Annotated in this window: 23 protein-coding genes; 10 read left to right on the top strand and 13 right to left on the bottom strand. The window is 70.3% G+C overall.

Going from position 1 to position 26360, the window contains the following annotated elements; all coding sequences use genetic code 11:
• The first annotated feature begins 1 nt into the window (after nt 1).
• The gene (locus ABGB17_RS18320) at nt 2-580 is read left to right on the top strand and encodes a hypothetical protein (protein WP_347631000.1); all 579 of its coding nucleotides are present in this window, start codon (nt 2-4) and stop codon (nt 578-580) included.
• Between the two features lie 13 nt (nt 581-593).
• On the opposite strand, the gene ABGB17_RS18315 is transcribed toward ABGB17_RS18320, so the two are convergent.
• The 3 genes from ABGB17_RS18315 to ABGB17_RS18305 form a co-directional block, all read right to left on the bottom strand.
• A complete protein-coding gene (locus ABGB17_RS18315) occupies nt 594-1286 on the bottom strand; it encodes a CGNR zinc finger domain-containing protein (RefSeq protein WP_347630998.1) in 693 nt (230 codons plus the stop codon).
• A 41-nt stretch (nt 1287-1327) separates the two neighbouring features.
• Nucleotides 1328-2545 carry an MFS transporter gene (locus ABGB17_RS18310; RefSeq protein ID WP_347630996.1) on the bottom strand — a complete coding sequence of 406 codons (1218 nt, stop codon included), beginning with the start codon at nt 2543-2545 and terminating at the stop codon, nt 1328-1330.
• Nucleotides 2546-2773: 228 nt separating this feature from the next.
• A complete protein-coding gene (locus ABGB17_RS18305) occupies nt 2774-3955 on the bottom strand; it encodes a DUF418 domain-containing protein (RefSeq protein ID WP_347630994.1) in 1182 nt (393 codons plus the stop codon).
• A 256-nt stretch (nt 3956-4211) separates the two neighbouring features.
• Here ABGB17_RS18305 and vioD point away from each other — a divergent pair, with 256 nt between their 5' ends.
• Both vioD and gntD (ABGB17_RS18295) read left to right on the top strand, forming a co-directional pair.
• Nucleotides 4212-5348: a capreomycidine synthase gene (gene vioD / locus ABGB17_RS18300; protein WP_347630992.1), complete on the top strand. Its 1137-nt coding sequence runs from the start codon at nt 4212-4214 to the stop codon at nt 5346-5348.
• Nucleotides 5341-6372: a guanitoxin biosynthesis L-enduracididine beta-hydroxylase GntD gene (gntD, locus tag ABGB17_RS18295; protein WP_347630990.1), complete on the top strand. Its 1032-nt coding sequence runs from the start codon at nt 5341-5343 to the stop codon at nt 6370-6372. The genes vioD and gntD (ABGB17_RS18295) overlap by 8 nt, the downstream gene beginning before the upstream one ends.
• A gap of 60 nt (nt 6373-6432) precedes the next feature.
• Here the strand turns inward: gntD (ABGB17_RS18295) and ABGB17_RS18290 are convergent, their stop codons facing one another.
• From ABGB17_RS18290 to hppD, 7 genes are all read right to left on the bottom strand, one after another.
• Entirely contained in the window at nt 6433-6651 is a 219-nt protein-coding gene (locus ABGB17_RS18290) for an MbtH family protein (protein WP_347630988.1), read from the bottom strand.
• 53 nt (nt 6652-6704) lie between these two features.
• Nucleotides 6705-8489 carry an ABC transporter ATP-binding protein gene (locus ABGB17_RS18285; protein WP_347630986.1) on the bottom strand — a complete coding sequence of 595 codons (1785 nt, stop codon included), beginning with the start codon at nt 8487-8489 and terminating at the stop codon, nt 6705-6707.
• Complete coding sequence (locus tag ABGB17_RS18280) at nt 8482-10413, bottom strand: ABC transporter ATP-binding protein (protein WP_347630984.1); 1932 nt, start codon at nt 10411-10413, stop codon at nt 8482-8484. The genes ABGB17_RS18285 and ABGB17_RS18280 overlap by 8 nt, the downstream gene beginning before the upstream one ends.
• Before the next feature lie 48 nt (nt 10414-10461).
• The gene (gene gntD / locus ABGB17_RS18275) at nt 10462-11481 is read right to left on the bottom strand and encodes a guanitoxin biosynthesis L-enduracididine beta-hydroxylase GntD (protein WP_347630982.1); all 1020 of its coding nucleotides are present in this window, start codon (nt 11479-11481) and stop codon (nt 10462-10464) included.
• 327 nt (nt 11482-11808) lie between these two features.
• Nucleotides 11809-13131 (bottom strand): PLP-dependent aminotransferase family protein, encoded by a 1323-nt coding sequence (locus ABGB17_RS18270; RefSeq protein ID WP_347630980.1) that lies wholly within the window; start codon nt 13129-13131, stop codon nt 11809-11811.
• Nucleotides 13125-14228 carry an alpha-hydroxy acid oxidase gene (locus ABGB17_RS18265; protein WP_347630978.1) on the bottom strand — a complete coding sequence of 368 codons (1104 nt, stop codon included), beginning with the start codon at nt 14226-14228 and terminating at the stop codon, nt 13125-13127. The genes ABGB17_RS18270 and ABGB17_RS18265 overlap by 7 nt, the downstream gene beginning before the upstream one ends.
• A gap of 2 nt (nt 14229-14230) precedes the next feature.
• A complete protein-coding gene (gene hppD, locus ABGB17_RS18260; RefSeq protein WP_347630976.1) occupies nt 14231-15274 on the bottom strand; it encodes a 4-hydroxyphenylpyruvate dioxygenase in 1044 nt (347 codons plus the stop codon).
• Nucleotides 15275-15745: 471 nt separating this feature from the next.
• Here hppD and ABGB17_RS18255 point away from each other — a divergent pair, with 471 nt between their 5' ends.
• The 7 genes from ABGB17_RS18255 to ABGB17_RS18225 are packed head-to-tail and all read left to right on the top strand — an operon-like array spanning nt 15746 to nt 22201.
• Complete coding sequence (locus ABGB17_RS18255; protein ID WP_347630974.1) at nt 15746-16000, top strand: acyl carrier protein; 255 nt, start codon at nt 15746-15748, stop codon at nt 15998-16000.
• Nucleotides 15997-16590, top strand: a complete 594-nt coding sequence (locus ABGB17_RS18250) for a ferritin-like domain-containing protein (protein WP_347630972.1) — start codon at nt 15997-15999, stop codon at nt 16588-16590. The genes ABGB17_RS18255 and ABGB17_RS18250 overlap by 4 nt, the downstream gene beginning before the upstream one ends.
• On the top strand, nt 16587-18239 hold the full coding sequence (locus ABGB17_RS18245; RefSeq protein ID WP_347630970.1) for an AMP-binding protein: 1653 nt from the start codon (nt 16587-16589) through the stop codon (nt 18237-18239). The genes ABGB17_RS18250 and ABGB17_RS18245 overlap by 4 nt, the downstream gene beginning before the upstream one ends.
• Nucleotides 18240-18275: 36 nt before the next feature.
• Nucleotides 18276-19169: a branched-chain amino acid transaminase gene (locus ABGB17_RS18240; protein ID WP_347630968.1), complete on the top strand. Its 894-nt coding sequence runs from the start codon at nt 18276-18278 to the stop codon at nt 19167-19169.
• Nucleotides 19166-20383: an acyl-CoA dehydrogenase family protein gene (locus ABGB17_RS18235; RefSeq protein WP_347630966.1), complete on the top strand. Its 1218-nt coding sequence runs from the start codon at nt 19166-19168 to the stop codon at nt 20381-20383. Before ABGB17_RS18240 ends, ABGB17_RS18235 begins: the two co-directional genes overlap by 4 nt.
• Nucleotide 20384: 1 nt before the next feature.
• The gene (locus ABGB17_RS18230; protein WP_347630964.1) at nt 20385-21659 is read left to right on the top strand and encodes a DUF418 domain-containing protein; all 1275 of its coding nucleotides are present in this window, start codon (nt 20385-20387) and stop codon (nt 21657-21659) included.
• 29 nt (nt 21660-21688) lie between these two features.
• Nucleotides 21689-22201, top strand: coding sequence for a hypothetical protein (locus tag ABGB17_RS18225; protein WP_347630962.1), 513 nt, complete (start codon nt 21689-21691; stop codon nt 22199-22201).
• Between the two features lie 56 nt (nt 22202-22257).
• Here the strand turns inward: ABGB17_RS18225 and ABGB17_RS18220 are convergent, their stop codons facing one another.
• The 3 genes from ABGB17_RS18220 to ABGB17_RS18210 all read right to left on the bottom strand — a co-directional run bounded on the left by ABGB17_RS18220 (nt 22258) and on the right by ABGB17_RS18210 (nt 26325).
• Nucleotides 22258-23598: a SpoIIE family protein phosphatase gene (locus tag ABGB17_RS18220; RefSeq protein ID WP_347630960.1), complete on the bottom strand. Its 1341-nt coding sequence runs from the start codon at nt 23596-23598 to the stop codon at nt 22258-22260.
• Between the two features lie 169 nt (nt 23599-23767).
• A complete protein-coding gene (locus tag ABGB17_RS18215; protein ID WP_347630958.1) occupies nt 23768-24484 on the bottom strand; it encodes an alpha/beta fold hydrolase in 717 nt (238 codons plus the stop codon).
• 161 nt (nt 24485-24645) lie between these two features.
• On the bottom strand, nt 24646-26325 hold the full coding sequence (locus ABGB17_RS18210) for a serine/threonine-protein kinase (RefSeq protein WP_347631063.1): 1680 nt from the start codon (nt 26323-26325) through the stop codon (nt 24646-24648).
• Nucleotides 26326-26360: the final 35 nt, after the last annotated feature.

The following is a 26360-nucleotide window of genomic DNA, read 5'->3' as shown; positions in this document are numbered from 1 at the left end:
GATGGTCTCGGTGAGAGCGGAGACCTTGGACACCTTCATCGAAGACGTGGCGTCCCTGGTCAGCGGCATCGAGGACGAGCACGAGATCACGAGCCGGGTCGCGGCCCGGTTGTCCGGTCTGCTGGCCGGCGGCTACCGGCTCCCCCCGGAGCTCACCCGGCCGTCGGACGAGCGCCATGTCACCTACCCGCTCCACATCGCACCCGACGGCAGTTGGTCGCTGGCGGCGGTGGTCTGGAACGTGGGTCAACGCACTCCCGTGCACGGACACGAGACATGGGGTGTCGCCGGGATCCACTCGGGGGCGGAACGCGAGCTCCGCTACGTCAAGCCCGTGGCGTCCGAGCCGGTCAGAGCCCTGACGCCGGCCGGTGAGCACGTGTGGGAACGCGGTCAGGTCACCGTGTGCTGCACGACCGACGACGACGTCCACGCCGTCGAGGCCGTCGGCGACGAGCCGACCGTCGGGATCCACGTCTACGGAGGGAACATCGGCACGCTGAACCGGCGGTTGTACGACCCGGCCACCGGAGCGGTCCGGTGGTTCGTCTCCGGCTGGGACAGCCCGGCAGTCCGATGAGGGGATCCGTGACTCAGGGCCGCCGGGGGTCGGTGCGCGCGGCGCGGCGGCGTTCGGTGAGCCGGCGGGCCTTGGCGGTGGTGCCGCAGTCGGCCATGCGGCACCAGCGGCGGGAGCCGTTGCGGCTCTGGTCGAGGAACAGCCAGCCGCAGCCGCCTTCGGGGACGGGGCAGCGGCGTACCCGGGGCAGGCCGGCGGTGCGCAGCACGTCGAGGGCGGCCTCGGCGGCGCGGTCGGGTACCAGCATGGCGGGCACCGTGCCGTAGGTGAGCCGCACGCGCGGCGGGTCGCCTGGGTCGAGGACCAGCGCCGCGCGGGCCGCCGCTCCTGACCACCGCTCGTGCAGCGCGACCAGCGCGGCCCCGGCCGTGATCGGGTCGCCGCCGGGGCCACCCGCCGCCCCGCCGTCGGCGGGCCGGATCGTCGCGACCATCACGACGTGCAGCCCTTCCCGGATGTCCCGCACCGCGGCCAGTGCCGCGTGTGCCGCCGCGGGGTCGTCGTGCCAGGCCCGGCCCACCGGGCCGGCCTCCGCGTCGCTGATCAGGCCTGCGGCGACCGACCAGCGCAGCAACGCGGAGGGGTCCGACAGGAAGTCGTGGGGCGGCGGCGTGCTGTCGGGCGGTGCCCCTCGTTCGATCGTGTTGACCAGATCGAGGGCGGGGTGGCCGCCGACCAGTGGAAGCTCGCACACGTCGAGTGGCATATCCATCAGGCTACCACCTAAACGGGTTACAGTGGTTGTGTCTACGAGGCTCTGGCGTGCTCGGGCACGGGGCGGCAGACGGCCGGGGGCGCGACCTTCCGCCGGCTGGAGAAGAGCGGTTCCGCCAGCACGACGGCGAACGCCACCAGGCTGATCAAAGCACCGAACAGCGCCGTGCTGCGGACGCCCCAGCCGGGCAGCAGCGTGCTGCCGAGGAACGCGCCCGCGGTGATGCCCGCGTTGAACGCCGCGGAGGTGGCGGCGCTCGCCATGACCGACTCGCCCGGCGCGTACATGAGGACCCGTGCTCCGAGGGCGGCGGTCAGGCCCGCCAGCGTGAAGCCGGACAGGGAGATCGTGATGACGGTCGTGACCTGCCAGGCGCCGAACGCGTACTGCCCGGCGAGCGCGAGCACCTGCAGGCCGACGAGGCCCGTCATGGTGAGCCAGCCGTCACGGTCGATGAGGTAGCCGACCACGAAGACGCCGGCCAGGCCCGCGATGCCGCGTGCCAGCAGGAGGGGGCCGACCGACGACTCGGCGAAGCCGCTGACGCCGGTCAGGAACGGGCTGATGTAGGTGAGCGCCGTGAACGCGCCGGTGACGGTCAGCGCAGTGGTGGCGACGATCGACAGGTACCGGCCGCGGTCGGGTGCGGTGCCGCGGTCCGCCGCGCCCTGGCCGGGCGGCGTGCCGGGAAGCACGGCGGCCACCGTGACGAGCACGAGCAGGCCGAGGCCGCTGAGCGCGAGGAACGCCACCCGCCAGTTGGTCTGCTGGCCGAGCCACGTGCCGGCCGGGATGCCGGCCAGTGTGGCGGCGGAGGCGCCGGCGTACAGGATCGACAGCGCCCGGCCGCGCACCTCGGCCCGGAACAGGCCGGCGGCGGCCGGCATCACGACGGCCCAGAACAGCGCCTGGCTCAGCGCGGTCACCATCCGGGCACCCATGAGCAGCCAGTAGTCCCAGGCCACCGCCGACACGCAGGTCGCCACGACGAATATGGCGAGCAGGACGCACAGCAGCCGCCGCCGGGGCAGCCGGCGGGTCAGCCGCGTGAGCGGCAGGGTCACCACCACGATGATCAGGGCGTACCCGGTGACCAGCAGCCCGACCGCTGACGCGCTGGTGCCGAGATCCTTCGCGATCAACGGGAGCAGGCCGATCGGCAGCGACTCGGTCGTCACGTAGACGAACACCGCCAGGGTCAGAGCGATCAAGGAGACGATCGCCGATTTGCTTCCTAACCGTTCTCGCACGCTGCCTCCACGAGAGGAGTCACCACTGTTCGGAGTTGCACAGGTAGCCGTCCAGGTACGCACCCGGGAACTGACTGCGTCAATAAGCAAGCTAGCCCGCCAGGGTGCTACCGGTCAACCCGCTTTAGCCGGTACAGTGATCGTGTCGGCGGCCGCGACTTCTCATCGCACAACAAGAGAACCGCGTGGCGCGGGCGCGCTACGCGGTTCTCGGTGAGGGGTCAGGGCTCAGCGGCGCATCGCCGGGGGCCGGCCGTACGTGGCCAGACGCAGCAACCACTCCAGGGGGCCGTAGCGGTAGCGGCGCATCCACCAGATGCTGTACGCGACCTGGGCGGCGCAGATGACGACCGTGATGCCGAGGAGGCCCAGGGGGGAGACCTGGCCGGCCAGCGAGAGGCCGTAGGCGGTGAAGATCAGGCACATCAGGACGGACTGCATGATGTAGTTCGTCAGGGACATGGTGCCGGCGGGGGCCAGGGTGCGGAGGATGCCGTTGCCGCTCCGGGACATGCGCATCAAGGTGGCGGCCATGCCGGCGATGAGGAACGGGACGCCGATCTGGCCGAGCAGGCCGGGGACGGTGGTGAAGTCGCCGCCCTGCGCCTCGGCGTAGCCGAGGGCGATGCCGGTGGGGATGCCGACGGCCAGGCCGATGAGCTGGACCTTGGGGAGCCAGCGGTCGAGGACGGCGTCGTTCTCCAGCCAGCGGACCTTGCCCGCGGCGAGGCCGAGGAGGAACACGGCGATCATCGGCGGGACCTGGAGCGGCGACATGTACAGGTCCTCGAGCGAGAACGAGTCGAGGTTCAGCGAGACGTAGTCCGCGATGCCGCCCCGGGTGGCGTCCAGCGCGGCCTGGCCCGCGGCGAGCGTCTCGGGCCCGACCGGCTCCGGGGGTTCGGCGGTGAGCACGTTGTAGCCCTGGTACAGCACCGCCAGGGCCGTCAGCACGATCGAGGTGATCAGGGCGGCCTTCGGTCTGAGGCCGCTCAGCGCCAGGAGCACCAGCCCCAGCAGACCCCACAACATCAAGATGTCGCCACGCCACAGGAACACCATGTGTACCGCGCCGATGGCGATCAGCGCGGCGAGGCGCCGCAACGTCCGCGGGACGACGCTGGACTTCTCGGCCTCGGCCCCCGCCTTCTGCAAGGTGAAGGAGTAGCCGAACAGGAAGGCGAACAACGTCAGGAACGTGAGCTGCCCGGCGCCGATCACGAAAGCCCGCACGCCGGCGTCCAGGGGGCCGGTGAACGCGGTGGCGCCCTCCATGCGGCCCGGGTCGGCCAGATCGAGCATATTGACCGCGAGGATGCCGAGCACCGCGAAGCCACGCAGCCCATCGACATCGGTGATTCGCTTTACTGTCGACGACGTGGTTCCGCCGGCTCGTATCGTGGTGTCCATCCGTCATCCCTTGCATAACCGCTCAGCATCCGATAGCACGAAACGTACTATGCGCACCGCAGCCGTCGAAAGAGAGAAAACCTCGGGGGCGAACCTTTCTCCCTTCTGCCGCCCGGGGTTTTCTGGGACCATCGGAAAAGTGTCCTAGGCGGGCCGTGAAGCGTGCCGGCCCGATATGGCATGCGTATAGCCAGCCACACATGGGAACGCGCTCGTGCTGGCTCATGAAAATCACGGCGGGAGGGGAAGCCGGCGCATGAGGTATGAATCATCTGCGCTCGAAGACTGGATGCGGCGCTATTACTTCGACGTGGACTTCGACATCGGCAGCAGCGGTGTGGAGGACTACTCGGTCGCCGATGTGCGGGAACTGCTCGGGATCCCGTTGGAGTCCTTCGACGAGATCGTGCTGCGCGACAGCACGACCCTCGGCGGCGACGAGGTGCGGGCGGCCATCGCCGACCAGTGGGGCGACGGCGATCCGGAGCGGGTGATGGTCACCCACGGGGCGAGCGAGGCCATCTACCTGATGATGAGCACCCTGCTCGAACCGGGTGACGAGATCGTCGTGGTGGAGCCCGCGTATCACACGCACTACTCGATCGCGCGCAGCCTCGGCTGCGACGTGGTGTCGTGGCCGCTCAGCCCGGACGACGGGTACGTGCCGGACCTGACTCTGCTGCGCAAGAAGATGAGCGACCGCACCAAGGCGATCGTGGTGAACTTCCCGCACAACCCGACGGGGGCGTCGCTCACCGCGGAGCAGCGGGACGAACTGGTCGGCATCGCCGCCGACGCCGGGGCGTACCTGATCTGGGACCAGGCGTTCCGCGAGCTGACCTACGGCACCGAGCCGCTGGCCGACCCGGTGCACGACTACCCGTCGCACTCGATCTCGATCGGCACGCTGTCCAAGGGCTACGGCCTGCCGGGCCTGCGGGTCGGCTGGGTCATCGCGCCGCCGGAGCTGCTGCGGGCGACGTTCGACCTGCGTGACCGCATGACGCTGCACCTGTCGCCGCTGGTCGAGTTCCTCGCCGGGCACGTCGCCCGCGGCGCCGAGACCCTGATCGCCGGCCGCCGGGAGCAGGCGCGGCGCAACCTCGGTGTGCTGCGTCAGTGGGCCAAGGCCAACGACGACCTGATCGACCTTCCCGAGCCGCACGGCGGGGTGACCACGTTCCCCCGTCTCATCGGCATCGAGGACACGACCGACTTCTGCCACGAGCTGGCGCGGCGCGACCGCGTGCTGCTGGTGCCCGGCGTCTGCTTCGGCGATCCGGAGCGGGTGCGCCTCGGCTTCGGCGGCCCGTCGGAGGGCTTCGCGGCCGGCCTCGACACACTGGCCCGCGCGTTGCGGGACAACGGCCAACGGGGTGGGAAGCATGTATAAGGTCAACCTGTCCGACGCCGACGTCAAGGCGATCCGCACGCTCACCGACGAGCTGATCGCCAAGTACGACTCGGTGGAGGACCCGGAGTTCGTCCAGCACGCCGCCACGTACGCCCACGAGCTGCCCCGCGACCTGCGGCTGCAGCTCAACCACTTCCGGCTCACCGAGCCGGACGCGTTGTGCGTGGTCAGCGGCTACCCGATCGACGACGAGCGCATCGGCCCGACGCCGCCGCACTGGCGTGACTGCATCGGCAGCAAGACCGCGCTGCCGGAGGAGTTCTTCTTCTACCTGTGCGCCTGCCTGCTCGGCGACCCCATCGCGTGGGCCACCCAGCAGGACGGCCGGCTCATGCACGACGTGATGCCCATCGAGGCGCACAAGCACGAGCAGCTCGGCTCGGGCAGCGAGGAGCTGCTCACCTGGCACACCGAGGACGCCTTCCACCCGCTGCGCACCGACTACGTCGGCCTGATGTGCATGCGCAACCACGAGGGCATCGAGACCACCGCCGCGTCGGTCGACGACATCCACATCGAGCCCGAGATGGCCGAGGTGATGCGCCAGCAGCGGTTCCCCATCCGCGCCGACCGTTCCCACCTGCCGCACAACCGGGCCGGGGGAGGGGAGACCGACCCCGAGACGCGGAAGCTGCTGGAGCGCAGCTACGAGTGGATCATGAGCCTGGAGGAGAACCCCCAGCCCATCGCCATGCTGTTCGGGCACCCCGACAAGCCGTACCTGCGGCTGGACCCGTACTTCATGGACACCCCGGAGGACGACCCCGAGGCGGCCGCCGCGCTCCAGGCGATCATCAAGGAGATCGACGCGAGCATCGGCGGCGTGGTCCTCCAGGCGGGGGACGTGCTCTTCCTGGACAACTACCGCGCGGTGCACGGCCGCAAGGCGTTCACGGCGCGGTTCGACGGCACCGACCGGTGGCTGAAGCGGCTCAACATCGCCCGTGACCTGCGCAAGTCGCGGGCCGCGCGGCGCACGGCCGACTCGCGCACCATCTACTGACACAGCACACGAAAGGGGGCCCGCCGTCCGGCGGGCCCCCTTTTCGCGTCTGAGGAGCGGTCAGGCGTCGACCTTGGCGTTCATCCGCTCGACCAGGCTCTTCGGCCGCATGTCGGTCCAGTTCTTGTTGACGTAGTCGAGGCACGCCTCGCGGGTGTCCTCGGGGTGGGCGACGTTCCACCCGGCGGGCACCTTCACGAAGGCCGGCCACAGCGAGTGCTGGCCCTCGTCGTTCACCAGCACCAGGAACCGGCCGTCGGGGTCGTCGAACGCGTTCATTGTTCTCTCCTGCTTCGTGCGTATTGGTAAGGGATATATATGACTGAAGGGGATCAGCGGTAGGCGCGGGACTGGAGTTCGTACAGCTCGGCGTACAGGTCGCCCCGGTCCATGAGCTGCTGGTGGTCGCCGATCTCGCGGATGCGGCCGTTCTCCAGCACGATGATCAGGTCGGCCATGCGCACGGTGGAGAACCGGTGGGAGACCAGCAGGGTGACCGTGCCGTGCTCGTGGCCCGCGCGGGCCGCCGCGGCGAACCGCTCGAACAGGGCGTGCTCGGTCTGCGGGTCCAGTGCCGCCGTCGGCTCGTCGAACACCACCAGCAGCGGGTCCTCGCGCACCAGGCCGCGGCTGAGGGCCAGCTTCTGCCACTGGCCGCCGGACAGGTCCACACCCTCGCTCCACGTGGTGCCGAGCTGGGTGTCGAGGCCCTGCGGCAGCGCGGCGACGATGGACGTGGCGTCCGCCCTGGCCAGGGCGCCGTTCAGCACGTCGTCGTCATTGATCTTGCCGGTGCTGGCGACGCCGACGGTCTCCCTGGCGAGGAACTCGAACTGCGCGAAGTCCTGGAACGCCGTGCTCACCCGCTGGTGCCACTGCCGGGTCGGCACGCGCGCGAGGTCCTCGCCGTCCACGAGGATCTGCCCGCCGTCCGGCTGGTAGAAGTCGCACAGCAGCTTGACCAGCGTCGTCTTGCCCGCGCCGTTCTCGCCGACCAGCGCGACCACCGACCCCGCCGGCAGGTGCGCCGACACGTTGTCCAGGATCGGCCGGTCGGTGCCGGGGTAGTGGAACGTCACGGCGTCCAGGTCGATGCCGTGCGCCAGCCGCTTCGGCGTGGGCAGCGGCTCGGGCGTGGGCTTCACCGCGGACTTGGCGTACTGCTCCAGCCAGATGAACCGGCGGGCCTGCTTCAGCGTCCACAGGAAGTCGCCGCCGTAGCCGACGGTGCCGGCCACGACCATGCCCATCTCCACCGCGAGCTGCACGACCAGGCCGACGTCGCCGATGGTGGCCTGCCCGTTCAGGGCGAGCGTCAGCACCAGCGCGATCGCGCCGATGAACGCTCCGGCGTTGATGAGCGCGTCGATGCCCTTCAGCCGCGCCGCGCGCCAGTCCGCCTCGTTGCGGGTCTGGAGCACCTCGTCGGAGGCCGTGTGGTGGCGGCGCACGATCTCCTTGGTGAGCCCGAAGACGCGCAGCTCCTTGCCCGCGCCGGCGGTCGTGCCGACGTCGTACAGGTGGCGGCGCAGGCGCTCGGGCTCGCTGGTGTCCTCCTGGGCCTCGACACGGATGTCGTTGGCCTTGCTGCTGATGTACATCGAGACACCCGCCACCAGCGCCAGCGACAGCAGCGCCGGGTGCACCTGAGCCAGCAGTACCGAGGTCGCGGCGAAGCTGACCATCGCCGCCACGAAGCCCGCCGACGCGTTCGTCATCTCGGCGAGGCTCTCGCGCTCCTCGCGGAGACGGTAGATCTGGTCGAGGTACTCGGGCCGCTCGTGGTGCGCGAGGCCGTCGATGCCGCCGATCAGGTTCATCAGCTTGCGGTCGGCGAGGGCCTGGGTGCGCTCGATCACCGTGAAGATGCAGTGCGCGTTGTAGTACATCGCGACCAGCAGCACCGCGATGGTGACGCTGAGCACGGTGCCGCCGGTCAGCGCGAGGTCGAGGTCCTTGGCGACCGCGGCGTCGAGCAGCAGCTTGATGCTGTACCCGGTGAACGGCCCGACCAGCCCGAGCGCGATCTCGGTGACGATCTGGAACGCCGCGTGCCACGGCGCGGCCCGGAACCCGAAGCCGATCGTCGTGGCGAACGCGCGGAACGTGTCACGCATCTGCTCCTCCTTCGCCGGTCGCGACGGAATCGGTGCGGAAGCGCCCCGCCTGCAGATTGAACATGTGGGCGTACCGGCCGCCGAGGGCCAGCAGCTCCTCGTGGGTGCCGTCCTCGGCCACCAGCCCGTCGCGCACCACGATGATGCGCTCGGCGCGGCGGACGGTCGAGAACCGGTGGGAGATCAGGATGGTGGTCAGCCCCTCGGTGAGGTCGAGGAACCGCTCGTACAGGTCGGCCTCGGCCCGCACGTCCAGCGCGGCCGTCGGCTCGTCCAGCACCAGCACCCGGGCACCCGCCTCCACGGCGAACAGCGCGCGGGCCAGCGCGATGCGCTGCCACTGGCCGCCGGACAGGTCCACGCCGTTCTCGTACTCGCGCGACAGCACGGTGTCCCAGCCGTGGGGGAGCGCCTCGATGACGTCGAGCACGCCGACCTTCTCGGCGGCGGCCCGCATCATGTCCAGGTCGCCGGCGTGCTCGGGCGCGCCGAGCCCGATGTTGTCGCGCACCGGCAGGTGGTAGCGGGAGAAGTCCTGGAACAGCGCGGCGACCCGGCGCCGCCACTGCTGCGGGTCCAGGGTCGCGAGGTCGGCGTCGTCCACGGTGATCCGGCCGCCGGTCGGCACGTACAGGCCGCTGAGCAGCTTGACCAGGGTCGTCTTGCCCGCGCCGTTCTCGCCGACGATGGCGAGCGACCGGCCCGCGGTGATCTCCAGGTCGAAGTCCGAGAGCACCGGCCGCTCGGAACGCGGGTAGTGGAACGACACCCCTTCGAACCTGATGGCCTTGGCCGGCGCGTCCGGCGCCACCGCGGCCGTCAGGGCCTGCGGTGCGCGCTCCCCGGCCGTCGCGCTCGCCGACAGGCGCTCCTCCAGGGTGAGGAGCTTCGGCACGGTCACCGAGGCGTAGGACAGGTAGAAGTGCTCGTCGCCGACGGCGAAGGAGTTGGCGTTGATCAGGGCGTTCACGAACACCGCGAGCGCGCCGATCTCCAGGTTGCCCTGGATGGCGCCGTAGGCGAGCAGGCTGAACGACACGACGTTCAGCGCGAGGATGGTGCCGCTTGACGCGAGCACCGCGAGGGGGCTCGGACGGCGGGCGGCGGCCACCGGGCCGATGGCGCGGCGCCAGGAGCGCTCGAACCGGTCCACCAGCCAGTTGTTGATGCCCCAGACCCGGATCTCCTTGGCGGCGGGGCCGGCGAGCGCGAGGTCGCGCGTGTACTCCACGCCGCGCAGCTCGGTGCTCTGCTTGTAGCCCTCCTCACCGATGCGGGCGTAGTCACGCTGCATGCGGTACACGATGAGCGGCCAGGCGATCAGCCACAGCAGGCCGAGCCACCACTCGAACGCGAACAGCACCGCGACCGAGCCGAGCGCGCCGAGCCAGTTCGCCAGCACGGCGGGCAGGGCCTCGACGGTCTGGCTCGGCCGGTAGGCGCTCATGCCGAGGCCCCGCACGATCCGGATCTCGTCCTGGATCGCCGGGTCCTCGAGGTGGGCGATGCCGCCAGGTCTGTTGACCGCGGTCAGCACCCGTTCCTGCAGGTAGCGGTCGAGGTCGCGGCCGAGCGTGGCGGCCGAGGCGCCCATGACGGGCGCAGCGGCGCGCTCGACCACCACCATCACGCCGATGGCCACCAGCAGCGCGGTGGCGGTGCCCGCCGCCGCCGAGCCGGGGCCGGCCCGCACCGCGTCGTCGATGGTCCCGATCAGCTGACCGGCGGCGACCGCGATGCCGATGGGCAGGGCGGCGGCCAGGATGACGCAGACCGCCAGCGTCCAGGTGCGTGCCCGGCCCACCTCGGGCAGGACACGCAGGACGACCAGGATGCTCCGCGCCGTCTCCGGCAACCGCCAGGGGGGGCGGGACCCGCCCCCCTGGCCGGCGCTCGCTTGCGCGGCGCCTTCTCGTGTGTTCACGGATTCACGCACTTTCGCTGATCGGGATACAGGTGTGTTCGCCAGGCGTCAGATCAATCGTGCGGTCGCCGCGCCGCGCTGCGCGCGGGACTTCCGGAAATCGGTGGTCACGCTCACCCGCTTCAGCCACCGGTCCCGGCCATCGTACGACGCGATGAACGCGCGCCGGCCGTGCGCGAGGCGGTGGTTGTTGATGATGAGGATGTCGCCCGGCTCCAGCACGACGTCCGTGACGTTGCGCTCCAGCATCTCCTCGGTGGCGGTGAAGGCCTCCTTGGCCTCCGGGTCGTCGTCGGGGACCTCCATGAAGTACGGGTCGATCCTGATGTAGGGCTTGTTGCGGTCGCCCCACAGCACCGCGACCCGCACGTCGTCCTTCTTCAGCCGGTCGATCTCGCTGAACTTCGCGCCGTCGGCGTCGCCGCTCAGGTTGTTCTCGGCCAGGTGGGAGTCGTCGGGACGAATGATGAAGCGGTTCTGCATCAGGATGTCGATGTGCTTGTCGGAGAGCTGGTCGACGCGGATGTCGGCCACGATGGACGCGATTCCCTTGAGGTTGCGCAGGCAGCCGAGCAGCAGGAAGTCCGCCCGGAACGGGTGGAAGGCGTCCTCGGTGTGCAGCGTCAGCAGCTCGGTGCTGCCGATGCCCATCTGCTCGGTCTCGTAGCCCTTGATGGGGAAGATGTCGTGCACGAGCCTGCCGTCCTGCTGGGTGCGCCAGGCGAACGGCTCACCGAGCAGGGCCCCGTGCAGCAGCATGAGGATCTCTTCGGCGAACTCGGGGGAGGGCGTCGGGCGTCCACGCCAGTGGGCGGGGGTGTCGCCGATGCGCTCGTCATCTATCTTGTGACCCCGGATGACGCAGTAGCCGTTGTCGTCGTCCAGGGCGAAGTTGCGGATGTACCTGCGCTGCGCGGACGGCAGGTCGGCCGCGATGACGGGGAGCTCACGCAGTAATTCCTCGTCCTCGGGGCCGCTGTACTGCTGGGCAAGCTTCAGCGTCAGGTTCTCGATCATGTCCGCCTCGTCGGCGGAGATCACGTGAATCGGGTCGTTCGCAGGCGTCATTGTGGTCTCCGATATCGAGTGCTGCCGGGAATTTGAGATGAGCAGGCTCTCGACCGCCGGGATTCACCTGCCCGGCCCCGCAATGGCCAGAATGGCACTTGCCCGGGGCTTTCGGTTATCAATTCCAAATTACTTCCAAAAAGGCTAGCATCGGCACCAGGCCCCCGCCAGCGAATAACCCTCCCGTCCGTTCGGTCTCCATAATGTTCTCCGCACCGGCAACCGCATTTTCCCGGTCGTCACCCCCGGCGATCTGAATCAGCGACGACCCGCCCGGCCGCGCAGGTGACGGCCGGAACCCCCGGAATTCGCGTGTGCCGCGGGAAGTCAATTCATGGCGCCGGCCACGAAGTCGGCGAACCGGTCCAGTCCCTCGTCGATCCGCGCGGCGTCCAGAGAACTGCAGGAAAGCCGTATCTGATTCGTCGGGGACGGGCCGTCGTAGAAGTGGTGCATGGGGACCCACAGCACGCCGTGCTCCCGCGCGCAGCGTTCGAGGTGCTCGTCGGTCACCGTGAACGGCACGGTGAGCACGATGAAGAACCCGCCGCCCGGCGTGTTCCAGGTCACCTCGATCGGCCCGCCCGGGGGGAAGCGCCGCGCCAGGCCGTCGAGCACCCGCCGCAGGTTGTCGCGGTACACCTGCCGCAGGGCGGCGTTGGCGGAGTTCAGGCTGTAGCCCGATTCGAGGAGCTTGCCGGCCACCAGCGCCTGCGCGAACGCGGGGGTGTTGACGGTCAGCATGCTCTTGATCTTGGAGAGCTGGTCGGCGAACAGCTCGACGCGCTCGCCGTCCCTGACGTACTGGTCGGCGACCGCGTACCCGACGCGGGCGCCGGGGAAGCAGGTCTTGGCGAACGACCCGAGGTAGACGACCCGCCGCCGGGTGTCCAGGGACTTCAGCGTCGGGGGCCGTTCGTCGTCCAGCGAGAACAGGCCGTAGGGGTTGTCCTCCAGCAGCAGCAGGTCCTCGCGCTCGGCGATCTCCAGCAGCCGGTGCCGGGTGGCGACCGAGAGGCTGTACCCGGAGGGGTTGGAGAAGTCGGGCACCAGGTACAGCGCGCGGGGACGCAGCCCTTCGGCCCTGGCCCGGTCGATGACGGCCTGGAGGTCGGTGAGGTGCTCGGCGTCCTCCACCCCGAGCACCGGCATGTCGACCAGCTTCGCCGCGCCGGTGATGCCGACGTACATCGGCGACACGGCGAGCAGGACGTCGCGCTCGTCGGTGCGCAGGGCGCGCAGCACGAGGTACATCGCCTCCTGGCAGCCCACCGTGACCACGATGGAGTCCGGGTCGGCCTTGATGCCCTCGTCCACGGCGAGGTTGCGGGCGATCAGGTCGTGGATGACGCCCTTGGTCCTGCCGTACTGGAACAAGGTGCGCACCACCTGCTCGGGGGTGTGGCCGAGCTCGGTCTCCAGGTACTCGCAGTAGGTGCGCAGGTGCCGGTGCAGGTCCTCGACGCGGAAGAACCCCTCGAAGGGGCGTCCCGCGGCGAACGAGATGGCGTCGGGGAAGCGCATGACCAGCTCGTTGAGGAGGTTCATGCCCTCCAGCGCCGGGTCGGTCAGCGACGCGTGCAGCTCGGCGGCCAGCAGGTCCGCCGCCGGGCCCGGCCCGGGCGGCGTGTCCAAGCCTTCGATCACCATGGGCGGTCCTCCTGCGCGAGCGTGACCCGGAGGTCGCGAGCCGCTGCCGGGCCTGGGCAGCCGGTCAGCGCGAGAGCGTTCGTGAACTCCTCGCGGACGATCGTGAGCACGGTCTCCACGCCGCGCTCGCCGTCCGCGGCCAGCCCCCACATGACGGGACGGCCGACGAGCACGCCGTCCGCGCCGAGAGCGAGGGCCTTCAGCATGTCGGTGCCGCGCCGCACCCCGCCGTCCACGAGGATCTCGCAGCGGCCGGCGACGGCCTCGGCGACACCGGGCAGCGCGGCGACACCGGTCGGGGCGCCGTCGAACTGGCGGCCCCCGTGGTTGGACACCACGACGGCGTCGGCGCCGTGCTCCACCGCGAGCACCGCGTCCCGCGGGTCGAGCACGCCCTTGAGCACCAGGGGGAGCCGGGTGTTGTCCCGCACCCACGCGACGTCGCTCCAGCTCAGCGCCGGATGCATGATCGCGTCGGTGTGGGAGGCGATGGCGGAGGCGGCGCCGGGCTCGCCCGCCCGCGCCACGTGGCGGTGCGGGTCGGCGAGGTTGGCGGCCACCACGTCGTGCGGCAGGCGGAAACCGTTGCGCACGTCCCGCAGGCGCCTGCCGTACGGCGGGCAGTCCACGGTCAGCATGACGCAGCGGTAGTCCAGGGCCTCGGCGCGGCGCAGCAGGTCCGTGATCTGGCCGCGGTCGCGCAGCCAGTAGAGCTGGAACCACAGCGGGCCGCCGACGGCCGCGACGTCCTCCAGCCGGTGGCTGCTGAGCGTCGCCACCGTCAGCGGGACGCCGAGCGTCTTGGCGGCGCGGGCCACGGCCAGCTCGCCCTCGGGGTGGTACAGCCGGTGGTAGGCGATCGGCGCGACCGCCAGCGGCAGCGTCATGTCGGTGCCGAGCAGCCGCGCCGACGTGTCAGGGGCCGCGACGCCGGTCAGCACCCGGGGGGTCAGCGCGACGCGGTCGAACGCGGCGCGGTTGGCCCGCAGGGTCACCTCGGCCTCGCTGCCGCCGGAGACGAAGTCCCACGTCTCCGGCGGGAGCACGGCCTCGGCGGCCTGCTCGACCTCCCCGATGGTCAGAGGGCGCACCGACATGGTCAGGACTTCTGACGCGACTGCTCGAGCTCCACGGCTTCGTAGAGCGCCTTGATGTTGCCGCTGCCGAAGGTCGTGGCGCCCGCGCGCTCGATCACCTCGTTGAAGTACGTGCGCCGCGGCGTGGTGGAGCGGGTGAAGCTCTGGAACAGCAGCCCGTCGTGGTCCTGGTCGGCGAGGATGTTCAGCCGCTCCAGCTCCTCCAGGGTGTGCTCCCTGAGCACCGGCACGCGGCCGGTGACGAGCTCGTAGTAGCTGTCCGGCGGGTCGAGGAACTCGACGCCGCGCTCCTGCAGCTCGGCGGCGGTGCGCACGATGTCGTCACACGTGAAGGCCATGTGCTGCACGCCGGGGCCGGCGTTGGCCTTGACGAACATGTCGATCTGGCCGGGTTCGCCGCTGGTGTGGCCGGGTTCGAGCAGCACGAGGGTGACGTCGCCCGCGGCGTTCTGCACGACCTTGGAGTCCATCACCTGGTCGCCCGCGACGGTGCGCTCCTGGAAGATCATCGTGAAGCCGAGCACCTTCTCGAAGAAGCGCACGTGCGGGTCCACGCCGCCGGGCGGCAGGCAGACCGCGAAGTGGTCGAGCACCTTGAGCCCGGTGCCGGGCTCGCCGGCGTCCGCCACGGCCGGGAGCCACGGCACCGGGTTGTCCCCGGCGTCCGCGGGAAGCTGCACGAAGCGCAGCGCCACGTCGCCGAAGGCTTGGATGGAGGCGGCGACGCCGCCGCCGAGGGGAGCGGGGGCCGCGACCGGGCGGGCGCCGCGCGCCACGGCGCGGTCGAAGGCCGCCCGCGCGTCGTCGACGCGGAGCGCGATGGACGAGACGCCGTCGCCGTGCGTTTCCACGAATTCGGACACCGGATGCCCGGCGGAGGCAGCGGAGGTGACGATCAGCGTGATCCCGCCCTGCCGCACCGCGATGGAGCGGACGCTTTCACCGGGCCCGGTGCACGCCACCGTGCGGAACCCGTATTGGTCCGCCAGACCGCCGGCGACCGCGTCCGCGTCACTGACATAGAACTCGACATGATTCAAATTCACGGCTTCGACCACGTCACCGTGCGGCGTTTCTCTCATAGCGACCCTACGCCCCCATCCTGTGGTCCACCTGGCTCTGCGATCGTCAGACTATGAAGATCACTTTTCAATCTATTTTCAGTGAGATGTCCGGGACTCGCACCGAGGTGGAGACAGCATGTGCGGAGTGGTTTTAAAATCACTCTCCCGGGTATCTGTTTGGACATCTTCGCTGGTCAGCGGCCCGCAAGATCGCCGTACACCCCCGTCGGCCAACCGGGATCGCCATTGTCCCCGGTGTTCACGGTGTTATCTCCGGCACTCGTTGAATACGGGATCCGCAGGGTAATGCGTACGCCTTTCAACCCGATTTCATTACGCTTTCCTCGCCGGTGTGATGTATATCACGTCCGTGGGCCGAAACCGGCTTGACCCGTGGCGCTCCGCTATGGAACTCTGTGCCTGAATTGCTTCTCTATGCGAGGAAGTCGGGACATGACCGAGGCACAGGCAATCGATCTCGTTTCGAAGCTGATTAGCCGAGGGCGTTCCATCGCGCTCAAGGACATATCCCCCTCCACTCATCTGGTCAACGATCTCGGGCTGGATTCGCTGGACGCCGCCGAACTGCTCGCGGCGCTTCACATGGAGACGGGGAAACAGCTGGATTTCACTTCGATGGAGGACTTCCAGACGGTGGGAAGTGTCGCGACCGTCCTGGTTCGCGTGCATGAGGGGAGTCACGCGTGACCACGGACCAGAACGTGACGAGGGAGTACGCGGCGCCGGGGGCGTACGCGGCCCCGGACGAGCACGACCCGATGTGGCTGCTCAACCAGTACCGCGCGGCCGAGGTGCACGGCGCGGGTGTCATCCTGCGCCTGAGCCGGCTGGCCGACAACCTGCAGCTCAAGAACGACCTCACCCGTCACCTGCGGGACGAGGCCGTGCACGCGTGGTTGTGGACCAAGGCGATCCACGACATCGGGGGCGACATCATGCCGGTGGACGAGCCGTACCAGACGCGGCTCGGGCACCACTTCGGCATCCCGCGCACGCTTGAGGAGATCCTGGCGCTGACCTGGGTGTCCGAGCGTCGTGGCTGCGCGCAGTACGTGGAGCACCTGGACGTCCAGGAGATCCCGTCGATCATCCGGCGCACGCTGCGCGGGATCATCAAGGACGAGACCTGGCACGTCTCCTACATCCAGGAGGAGCTGGAGCGCCGGGCCCTCGCCGACCCCAAGGTGCAGGCCGTCATGGACCGCGCCCTGATCGCCGACCAGCGGGCCATGGAGGACATGACCGCCGTCGGCGCCGAGGCGGTCCGATCGACATGACGGCCCCGGCAGTGAACGCCGGCGATCGGCAGACGGCCGGCGGGGAGCTTCTCCTGGAGTCGCCCGCGCCCCCGCGCGGGCACCTCTCCCTGGAGGAGATCGTCCGGCCGTTCTCCGTGGAACGGCGCGGGCTGACGGTCGTCGACCGGCAGTCCGAGGTACGCCTGAGCTACACCGACCTCGCCACGAGGGCCGCCGCCGCTTCCGAGCGGTTGCGCAAGGCCGGGGTCGAGCCGGGCACGCCCGTCGCCATGACGATCTCCAACACCCTGGAGTCCATCCTGTCGGTGCTGGGCGTCTGGATGGCCGGCGGCTGCGTGGTCTCCGTGCCGCCCCCGCCGCGCGCGGCGGCGTTGCAGTGGTACCGGAGCAACTTCATCCCGGTGCTCGAGACCATCGACTGCCGCTACTTCATCTCCTCCGAGGACCCGGCCGACCTGCCGATGCCGGCGAAGGCGACCGCGCTCAACCCGGCCGTCCTCACCGCGGGCGACCACGAGCGGCGCACGGTCCCCGACATCGCGATCCCGGACCGGGCGCTGATCCAGTTCACCTCCGGCAGCATCGGCGCCCCCAAGGGCGTCGTCATCCCGGGGGACCGGCTCGCCGGCCACCTCGCGATGATCGAGCAGGGCATGGGCATCCCCGACGTCGAGCAAGAGGCGCTCGTGTCGTGGCTGCCGCTGTACCACGACATGGGCCTGGTCGCCATGTTCCTCACCGGGCTGTGCGCGCGGGTCAACATGGTCATCGCCGCGCCGAGCACGTTCGCCGGCAAGCCGTCCAACTGGCTCACCATGTTGTCGAAGTACCGGGCCACCATGACGGCCGCGCCCAACTTCGCCTACCGGCTCGCCGCGTCGGTGCCGTACGAGGACGGGCTCGACCTGTCGCGCATGCGCATGGCGCTCAGCGGCGGGGAGCGGCTGCACTGGCAGACCCTGCTCGACTTCCACGCCGTCGCGGGCCCCCTCGGGTTCCGGTGGGAGGTCATCCGCCCGAGCTACGGCCTCGCCGAGGGCATCGTGGGCAGCGCCAGCACCCCGCTGCTGCGCGGCCCGGTGCGCGGCCCCGGCGGGCACGTCTCGGTCGGGCCGCTGCTGCCCGGCAACCGTGTGCGCGTGCGGGAAGGGCTGGAGCCCAGTCCCATCCACCTCGGCGGCGAGTGGCTGCTCGCGGGCTACCAGACGGCCGAGGGCTTCCAGCCCCGGCAGGGCGACTGGTGGGACACCGGCGACGCGGGCTTCGTGCACGACGGCGAGCTGTACGTGCTCGGCCGCCGCAACGAGGTCATCTCGCTGGCGGGGCGCAACATCTTCGCCGAGGACGTCGAGGCCATCGGCCACGACGCCGGCGCGGGCCAGGTCGCGGCGTGCGCCGCGTTCCGCGACTCCGGCGGGGACCACCGGTTCTCCGTGGTGGTCGAGGGCGACCGGTCGCTCACCGCGTCCCCCGAGGACGCGGCCGACCTCGCGCGCAGGATCCGCTCGACGGTCACCGAACTGCTCGGCACCCGCCTGACGTCCGTCCGGATCGTCCGCAAGGGCTCGATCCCGGTCACCACGTCCGGCAAGGTGCAGCGGGCTCAGTGCCGCAGGCTCCATGACAGCGGAGAACTCGACCGGCGCACGCTGGCCGAGCTGAGGTAAGCCGATTTCGACACGGGAGAAGGGAGGCGCGTCCTCATGAGCGGCAAGATCTGGTTCGACGGCGAACTGAAGGCATGGGAAGACGCGACCGTCCACGTCAGCACCCTGGGCCTGCACTACGGCATCGGGTTCTTCGAGGGCATCCGCAGCCACGCCACCGACCGGGGCACGGTGGTGTTCCGCCTGACCGACCATCTGGAACGGCTGCGGCGCTCGGCGGCGATCTACGGCGTGCCGGCCCCGTACTCGGTCGAGGAGCTCCGGCAGGCGACCTTCGACGTCATCAAGGCCAACGGCTTCGACAACTGCTACCTGCGGCCGATCATGTTCCTCGGCCAGGGCGCGGACCCGCTGCGTGCGCCGTTCCACACCGCCGTGATCGCGTTCCAGCACGGCCCGCTGGTCGGCGCGCCGCCCACGGGGGGCGTCAAGGCCAAGATCTCCAGCTTCCACCGGTTCACCGCCAACTCGTTGCCGCCCGCGGCCAAGGCCACCGGCCAGTACCTCAACGCGATGCTGGCGCAGACCGAGGCCAGGGCGGCGGGGTGCGACGAGGCGCTCCTGCTCAACAAGGACGGCTACGTCGCCGACGGCTGGGCGCACAACGTGTTCGTCGTGCGCCGCGGTGAGCTTCTCACCCCGCCCACGACCAGCGGCGCGCTGCCCGGCATCACCCGGGAGTCGGTGCTCACGCTGGCCGCCGAGCGCGGCATCACGGCCCGCGAGACCGAGCTGGTGCGCACCGACCTCTACCTCGCCGACGAGGTGTTCCTCACCGGCACGGCCGCCGGGATCGTCCCGGTGTCCGCGGTGGACGGCCGTCCCATCGGCGGCGGCGACCGCGGCGACGTCACCGCGACGCTCATCAAGGACCTGCACGACGCCGTGCACTCCGCGAGCCACAAGGACTGGCTGGAGCCTGTGGAATGAGCCTTCAACGGGGGTACGCGGGGACGGAGAGCGACGAGGTGGCCGGCTTTCGCGAGCAGGTCCGCGGCATGCTCGCCGCCTTCGACGAGAAGGACTTCGAACGCTGGGAACAGGACCGCCACATCCCCAAGGAGGTCATCGCCTCCCTGGGGGAGGCGGGCCTGTTCCGCCGCCGCTGGGAACAGGGGGCCGAGCGGGGTGTTCCGCGGCTCGTGGCCATGTGCCAGGAGATCTGCACCGCCAGCAGCGGCCTCGCGCTGGTCGCCATGGGCCACAGCGAGGTGTTCATCGGCGCCCTGCAGTGGCTCGCCAAGGGCGAACGGCAGAAGGCGCTGCTGGAGGACGCGCTGGACGGCCGCGTCGTCGGCTGCTTCGGCGCCACCGAGCCGCGCGGCGGCTCCAGCCTCGCCGGCATGCGGACCACCGCGGTGGCCGTCGAAGGCGGGTGGCGGCTGAGCGGCTGCAAGCGCTACATCTCCAACGTCGGGCGGGCCGACCAGATCCTGGTGCTCGCCAAGATGGAGAACCCCGCCCACGTCGGCGACCTCAGCCTGTTCCTGCTGCCGCTGGACCACCCCGGGGTCACCGTCGACGGCTTCTTCGACACCATGGGCCTGCACGGCTGCGACGTGGGGCAGGTGACCTTCGACGCCGAGCTGCCCGCCGACGCGCTGCTCGGCAACCACGGGGTCGGCCTGCTGTACGCCACGCACCTGCTGCAGTTCGAGCGGCTCGCCATCTGCGCGCAGCTCATCAGCTCGGCCGCCACCGCCCTGCGTCTCGCCATCGCGTACGCGCGGCGCCGCAGCGTGGGCAACGACCGCATCATGGACAAGCAGGCGATCCGGCACCGGCTCGCGGCCTGCCAGGCCGAGCTGTGGAACCTGGAGAGCCGGCTCGCCCAGCTGGTCGAGGCCGCCCGCGGCGACGGGCGGATGCCCTCGCACGGGATCGCCGCGCTCAAGCTCACCGCGGGCGAGAGCTCCTGCCGCATCATCGACACGGCTATGCAGGTGTTCGGCGCGCGCGGATACTCAAAGAACTTCCCACTCGAACGATTCTGGCGGGACGCCAGGCTCTCCCGTCTCGGTGGCGGGACCGATGAGGTGCTGGCCGACATGGTCGCTTCGGGGATCGATCGGCAGGACCCTGCCTTCGAGGACCTCATCAGTCGCCTGAGCATGAGCGATCTGCCACGTCTGGACGATCGGTGACATGACTTCTCAAGCCAGCCCCCCAGCACCGAACCGGATCCGGCCCCTCGGACGCCTCCTCGGCCTCGACGTGGTCCGGGCGCTCGCGATCCTCGCGATGATCTACATCCATGTCCTGCCCACGGGCTGGCTGGCGCCGATCCTGCCGCCGGCCGCGCCCGAGCCGATCCTCGGCTGGCTGGAGCAGAACCTGCCGAGCCGGCCGATGAGCCTGTTCGTCATCTGCGCCGGCGTGTCCGCGGCGCTGATGACCGGCGGCATGAAGCCGCCGTCCGGGCACGCCATGACGATCACGCGGCGCCGGCTCGCCATGCGGTCGGTCGCGCTGCTGCCGTTCTCGCTGTACATGGACGGCATCGGCGAGCCGATCCTGATGTGGTACTTCGTGTGGTTCCTGCTGCTGATCCCGTTCCTGCGGCTCAGCGCGAAGACACTGCTGATCACCTCCGGCGTCATGACGGTGGTCAACCCGATCATCACGCTCGTCGTGCTGAACTACGCGGGCGGCTTCGCCAGGGAGTTCTACACCTATCCCCCGGTGAGCGGCTTCGACGTGCTGCTCAGCCCGATGGACTGGCCGGCGTGGGCGCTGTTCTACACGACCCACCCGCAGATGCTGTACGCGCTGCCGCTGCTGCTCACCGGCCTGGCGATCGGGCGGCTCGACCTGAACGGCCACGCGCTGCGCGTCCGCATGGTCAAGCTCGGCGCGATCGGCCTCACGGCGTCGCTCGCGGTGTCGTGGTTCGTCGCCACCCCGCTCGGCGTGCTGCAGCAGCTGCGCCCGCCCGGCTCCGGCATCCCCGGCACGGCGGACAGCGGCCCCGTGCCCTGGGCTTCGCTGCTCATGGCGCCGCCGCACCAGCTTTACGCGCTCAGCATCCCCATGGTGGTGATGAGCCTGAGCATCGCGTCGTTCCTGCTCGGCGCGTTCCTCATCATCATGGACAAGCAGCCCTGGCAGCGGCTCCTGTGGCCGCTCGCCGCCACGGGCAGCCTCGCGCTCACCATCTACGTCGGGCACTTCCTCGCCCTGATGCCGTTCGGCGAGCCGCCCTTCTCGTTCCACATCTTCGCGAGCTTCCTGGTGTTCTCGCTGGTCTTCGCGACGATGTGGCGCAACTGGGGACGGCGCGGGCCGCTGGAATGGCTCACCCACCAGGTCATCATGATCACGGTGCCGGACCGGAAGAAGGAGCCCAAGGAGCCCGCGAAGCCCTCTGAGGAGCCCGCACCGGTGGTCCGCGAGCAGTCCGACCAGCCGGCGCAGGCCTGAGCCGCGGCCAACGACCAAGGAGTATCCGGGTGATCACCCTCGGCAAGAAGACCTCGACCGTCCTCTCGGTGGTCGCGCTCGTCGCCATCGCGGGCCAGGCCCTGGCGTTCAGGTACGAGTTCAAGGCTCCGTACACCTGCCAGATCCCGACCGTCGGCCCGCTGGAAGGAAGCACCACCGGCTACACCACCCTCACCCCCAGCACGGTCAAGGCGGGCACGCCCACCGCGATCGCGCTGGCCGTGAAGGCCCCCATCGACTCGCCGGAGGACGTCAAGAGCTGGACCGCGAGCATCGACATCGATGTGACCGGCCCGGAGAACGTCACGGTGAAGACGGAGGCCAAGGGCGGCGCCTTCCCTGGCGGTGACCTGATCAGCATGCAGTTGAACGGCACCTGGACCCCGACCAAGCCCGGCACGTACGAGCTGCGCCCCGGCAAGGCGACGGTCACCGGCGACCTCCAGGTGTACGGCCAGGTGACGGTCAACTGCACCCCCGACGACCCGGGCACGCCCTTCAAGGTCGTCACGGTCGGCTGAACCTCGCGACGGTGTGCCGGGCGGCTCCGTGGCCCGGCACACCGTTCGTGTGTCCGCTACGGGTTTCCCACCGCGCGGGCGAGCAGGAGCGCCATGTCGTCGCGCTCGTCGACCTGGCGGCACACCTCGGTGATGGTGTCGCACACCCGTTCGAGGTCGCGGGGCGGGCCGCCGAGCAGTGAGCAGAGGACGGCGATGCCGACGTCGATGCCGCGGTCGCGGGTCTCCACCAGGCCGTCGGTGTACAGGGCGAGCATCGCGCCGGGGGGCATCGTCGCCGTACAGAGCTGGACACGCTCGCCGCCCACCCCGAGCGGCGGGCCGGGCACGACAGGCAGCGGCACGGGGGCGCCGCCTGCGGGGACCAGCACCGGCGGGACATGGCCCGCGCTCGCCACCGCCACGGCGCCGGAAGCCGGGTCGTACGTGGCGTAGGCGCAGGTGGCGATGTGGTCGGGGTGCAGACGCCGGGCCACGCGGTCCAGCTGGAACAGCAGCTCCGCGGGGTCGAGGTCCAGGGTGGCCAGGGTCTGCGTCGCGGTGCGGAGCTGGCCCATGGTGGCGGCGGCGCCGATGCCGTGGCCCATCACGTCACCCACCACCAGGGCCGTGCGGTCACGGGGGAGCGGGATCACGTCGAACCAGTCGCCGCCCACCCCTTCGAGGTTGCCCGCGGGCAGGTAGCGGTGGGCGATCTCCAGGCCGGGCGGCCGATGCAGGCGCGTCGGCAGCAGGCTGCTCTGCAGGGTCAGCGCGGTGCGCCGCTCGCGGTGGTAGAGACGCGCGTTGTCGATGCAGATCGCGGTGCGCGCGGCGAGTTCCTCGGCCAGCGCGGCGTCGGTCTCCTGGAACGGGTCGCTGGACGGCTCGCGTACCAGTACCACGTAGCCGAGCACGATGCCCCGGGCGATCAGCGGGGTGACGAGGAACGAGCAGTCGAGCAGCAGCCGCGAGATGATGGGGCGCTCGAAGGCACGGGCGTTGTCCTCGACGATTGTCCGGTCCAGCCGGGGGACGATCACCGTTTTGGCGGTCGCCATGGCCTGCGCCTGCGGCAGGTACGGCGGGTACACGGTGACCTCGCCGGCCGGGAAGGCGGTGTCCCAGGCCCACGGGTCGGCGACCGCCACCGCCGTCGCGAGGCGGCGCACCAGGGCGCCGCTGTCGGTGGGATGCCCAGGGAACTCGGCCTGGGTGATGAGCCGCTCCTGGACCATGATGCCGCTGGCGTCGGCGATGCGCGGCACCGCCACGTCCACCACTTCACGGCACGTCTGCGCCAGGTCAAGAGTGCTGCCGATGCGCGTGCTCGCGTCATTGAGGAACGCCAGGCGTTCCTGCACGGACGCGTCGCCGCGCACGCGTAACTCGACACGGCTGCGCGGATCCTTGATCACGAAACCAGGATTCACTTGAGCGTCGTCCTCCGGCAGCCGCGAGCGCCACTGACCACGTGCTGAATATAGGCTGATACCGCCCGGCTGCCGTGGTGAACGCCGTTTTTCGCGGTGTTTTTGTGTATAAATGCATATTCGAGTGATTAGCGAAAACCGGGGATATCCGGCGTCAGGTGAGGCGTCCGGCGATATCGGACAGAAGGCGCGTTTGCTCCGCTCGCACGAAGAAGTGGTCGCCCGGCAGCACGCGCAACGCGAACGGCGCGCTGGTGTGCGCCGCCCAGGAAGCCATCTCCGACTCACGGGTCGTCGGGTCGTCGGTCCCGTGGAACGCCGTGATGGGCACGTCGAGCTTGTGCTCCGGCCGATAGGTGTGGTCCTCGCTCATCGCGAAGTCGGCACGCAACAATGGAAGGAGCAGTTCCAGCAGCTCAGGATGGTCGAACAGCTCAGGACTGATTCCGTCCAGCTTGCGCACCCCCGCGAGGAACGCGTCATCCGACATGCCGTGAATCCGCTCGTTCCGCGAAGGAAGGTGCGGCGCCTGCCGCCCCGACACGAACAGATGAACCGGCAACTCCCCACCCGTGCGCCGCAGATACCGCGTCAACTCGAACCCGATCGCCGCCCCCAGACTGTGCCCGAAGATGGCATAAGGCTTGTCCAGCAACGGCGACAGTCCCTCGGCGAGTGGGGGCAACAGATCCGCCATCCGCGAATACGGCTGCTCCCCCAGCCGGGACTCCCGTCCCGGCGTCTGCACCGCATACACCTCGATGTGCTCGGGGAGCTGCTCATGCCAAGTGCGGTAGACCGAAGCCCCCCCACCCGCATACGGAAAACAAAAGAGACGAACCCGCGCCAAAGGCCGCGCGGCCCACCTCATAACCCACCGGTTCCCTCTGTTCACTTGACCTCACCCGTAACGACCACCCGGCGTTTCCCCGAAAACGCCAGCCTAGCAGGGCCCAATGCCCCATACCGGTGCTAAAACCCCACTACTTACCTCCGGAAACCGGCCGGGGTCGCACGCCGCCCGTCCGGGGGTCAGCGGAAGTTTTCCAGGGCGCGTTCGATGAGGGTGGCGGCCTGGTCGGCGCGGGTGAAGCCGGGGGCGCGGAGGGTGAAGTAGACGGTGACGGTGAGGTTGTCCTTGCGGAAGAGGATCGAGGTGCGATGCACGCCGATCTCCGGTTCGCGGCGGGTGTAGCTGATGGCCTCGTCGCCGACGTCGGGGCCGTTGCGGAGGTAGGTGCCGGGGTAGCGTTCCGGCTCTTCCTCGGTGGTGGTGCGCATCTGGGTGAAGGCCAGCTTGGCGATGCCGGTGTCGTTGAAGCGGGCGAGCTGGATGCTGAAGAAGGAGCCGTCCGTGCGTTGCCACATGCACGAGCCGCGGGTCATGAACTGGCGTTTGGCGGTGCCGGCCAGGAGGAGTGCGGCCTGGCGGTCGGTGAGCAGGGAGCAGGCGCGGGGTTCCTGGGCGAACAGGCCACTCGCGGCCGCCTTGGTGGTGGTCGCGGTGGCGGTGGCGGTCGTCGTCCTCGTCGCGGTGGGCTGAGCCTGCGGGCGGGTGGGGAGCTCGCGCTGGCGGATCTGCCAGACGGTCACCCCGGTCGCGGTGACGAGCAGCGCCGCGAGCACCGTTCCCACGACGACCGGTGCCTTGTTCTTGCGCGCGGGACGCACGGGGCCGGTGCCGGCGGCGTGGGGAGGAGGCGCGGTCGGGCCTGTGGGGTGCGAAGGCGCGGAGGTGCCGGGACCCCCGGGCGGAGGCGTGGTTCCCCGGCCGCCGGGGGAGGACGGCTGCGGTGCGGGCCGGTGGCCGGGTGCGGCCGGGCCCTGGAAAGGGGGCTGGGGCGCGGGTGCGCGGCCGGGTGCGGCCGGGCCGGGGAGGGGAGTCCGGGCGTCGGGGGGCAGCAGGGCGCGCAGGTGCCAGGCGGCCTCGGCGGCGGGCATGCGGCGGGCGGGGTCCTTGACCAGGAGGCCCGTGACGACGGGGGTCAGGGGGCCGGCGAGGCGCATGGGGTCGGGGTCGTGGAGGAGGACGGCGGCGAACATCGCGGCGGGTTGTTCGCGGGCATAGGGGGAGCGGCCCTCTACGGCGGTGTAGAGGGTGGCGCCCAGGGACCACAGGTCCGACTCGGGGCGGTCGTCGTCGCCGCGGAGGCGTTCTGGGGAGATGTAGCCGGGGGAGCCGGCGACCGCGCCGTTCTGGGTGAGGGCGACGTCGCCGGCCAGGCTGGCGATGCCGAAGTCGGTGAGCACGACGCGGCCGGCGCCGGTGAGCAGCACGTTGGCCGGTTTGACGTCGCGGTGCAGGATGCCGGCGCCGTGGGCGGCGGTCAACGCGTCCAGGAGGCTGAGGCCGATGCGGGCGACCTCGTGCGGGGGCAGCGGGCCGTGCGCCCTGACCACCTGGTGCAGGGACTGGCCCTGCACCAGCTCCATGACGATCCACGGGCGGCCGTCGTCGGCGACCACGTCGTGCACGGTGACGATGGACGGGTGGGCGCGCAGCCGGGCGGCGGCCCTGGCCTCCCGCAGCGTCCGTTCGCGCAGTTCGGCCCGCGCGGCCTCGTCCAGGTCCGGCGGGAGGCGCACCTCTTTGATCGCGACGTCCTGCCGCAGCAGTTCGTCGGTGGCCCGCCACACGGTGCCCATCCCGCCCCGGCCCAGCGGGGCGACGAGCCGGTAACGCCCGAGCAGGGTACGCGGGGACGGCGTCATGGTCACCTGGGGAACATAGCGCCTGAATCACCCGT

This window comes from Sphaerisporangium sp. B11E5 (assembly GCF_039871875.1).
Lineage (GTDB): Bacteria > Actinomycetota > Actinomycetes > Streptosporangiales > Streptosporangiaceae > Sphaerisporangium.
Note: the sequence above shows the minus strand (reverse complement) of the source record. Positions and strands in the feature narration are given on the sequence as shown.

Excerpts from the sequence above, each read along its gene's own strand:
- ABGB17_RS18320 (WP_347631000.1), top strand. The coding sequence starts at position 2 with ATGGTCTCGGTGAGAGCGGAGACCTTGGACACCTTCATCGAAGACGTG.
- ABGB17_RS18315 (WP_347630998.1), bottom strand. The coding sequence starts at position 1,286 with ATGCCACTCGACGTGTGCGAGCTTCCACTGGTCGGCGGCCACCCCGCC.
- ABGB17_RS18305 (WP_347630994.1), bottom strand. The coding sequence starts at position 3,955 with ATGGACACCACGATACGAGCCGGCGGAACCACGTCGTCGACAGTAAAG.
- vioD (WP_347630992.1), top strand. The coding sequence starts at position 4,212 with ATGAGGTATGAATCATCTGCGCTCGAAGACTGGATGCGGCGCTATTAC.
- gntD (WP_347630990.1), top strand. The coding sequence starts at position 5,341 with ATGTATAAGGTCAACCTGTCCGACGCCGACGTCAAGGCGATCCGCACG.
- ABGB17_RS18290 (WP_347630988.1), bottom strand. The coding sequence starts at position 6,651 with ATGAACGCGTTCGACGACCCCGACGGCCGGTTCCTGGTGCTGGTGAAC.
- ABGB17_RS18285 (WP_347630986.1), bottom strand. The coding sequence starts at position 8,489 with ATGCGTGACACGTTCCGCGCGTTCGCCACGACGATCGGCTTCGGGTTC.
- gntD (WP_347630982.1), bottom strand. The coding sequence starts at position 11,481 with ATGACGCCTGCGAACGACCCGATTCACGTGATCTCCGCCGACGAGGCG.
- ABGB17_RS18270 (WP_347630980.1), bottom strand. The coding sequence starts at position 13,131 with ATGGTGATCGAAGGCTTGGACACGCCGCCCGGGCCGGGCCCGGCGGCG.
- ABGB17_RS18265 (WP_347630978.1), bottom strand. The coding sequence starts at position 14,228 with ATGTCGGTGCGCCCTCTGACCATCGGGGAGGTCGAGCAGGCCGCCGAG.
- ABGB17_RS18255 (WP_347630974.1), top strand. The coding sequence starts at position 15,746 with ATGACCGAGGCACAGGCAATCGATCTCGTTTCGAAGCTGATTAGCCGA.
- ABGB17_RS18245 (WP_347630970.1), top strand. The coding sequence starts at position 16,587 with ATGACGGCCCCGGCAGTGAACGCCGGCGATCGGCAGACGGCCGGCGGG.
- ABGB17_RS18240 (WP_347630968.1), top strand. The coding sequence starts at position 18,276 with ATGAGCGGCAAGATCTGGTTCGACGGCGAACTGAAGGCATGGGAAGAC.
- ABGB17_RS18235 (WP_347630966.1), top strand. The coding sequence starts at position 19,166 with ATGAGCCTTCAACGGGGGTACGCGGGGACGGAGAGCGACGAGGTGGCC.
- ABGB17_RS18230 (WP_347630964.1), top strand. The coding sequence starts at position 20,385 with ATGACTTCTCAAGCCAGCCCCCCAGCACCGAACCGGATCCGGCCCCTC.
- ABGB17_RS18215 (WP_347630958.1), bottom strand. The coding sequence starts at position 24,484 with ATGAGGTGGGCCGCGCGGCCTTTGGCGCGGGTTCGTCTCTTTTGTTTT.
- ABGB17_RS18210 (WP_347631063.1), bottom strand. The coding sequence starts at position 26,325 with ATGACGCCGTCCCCGCGTACCCTGCTCGGGCGTTACCGGCTCGTCGCC.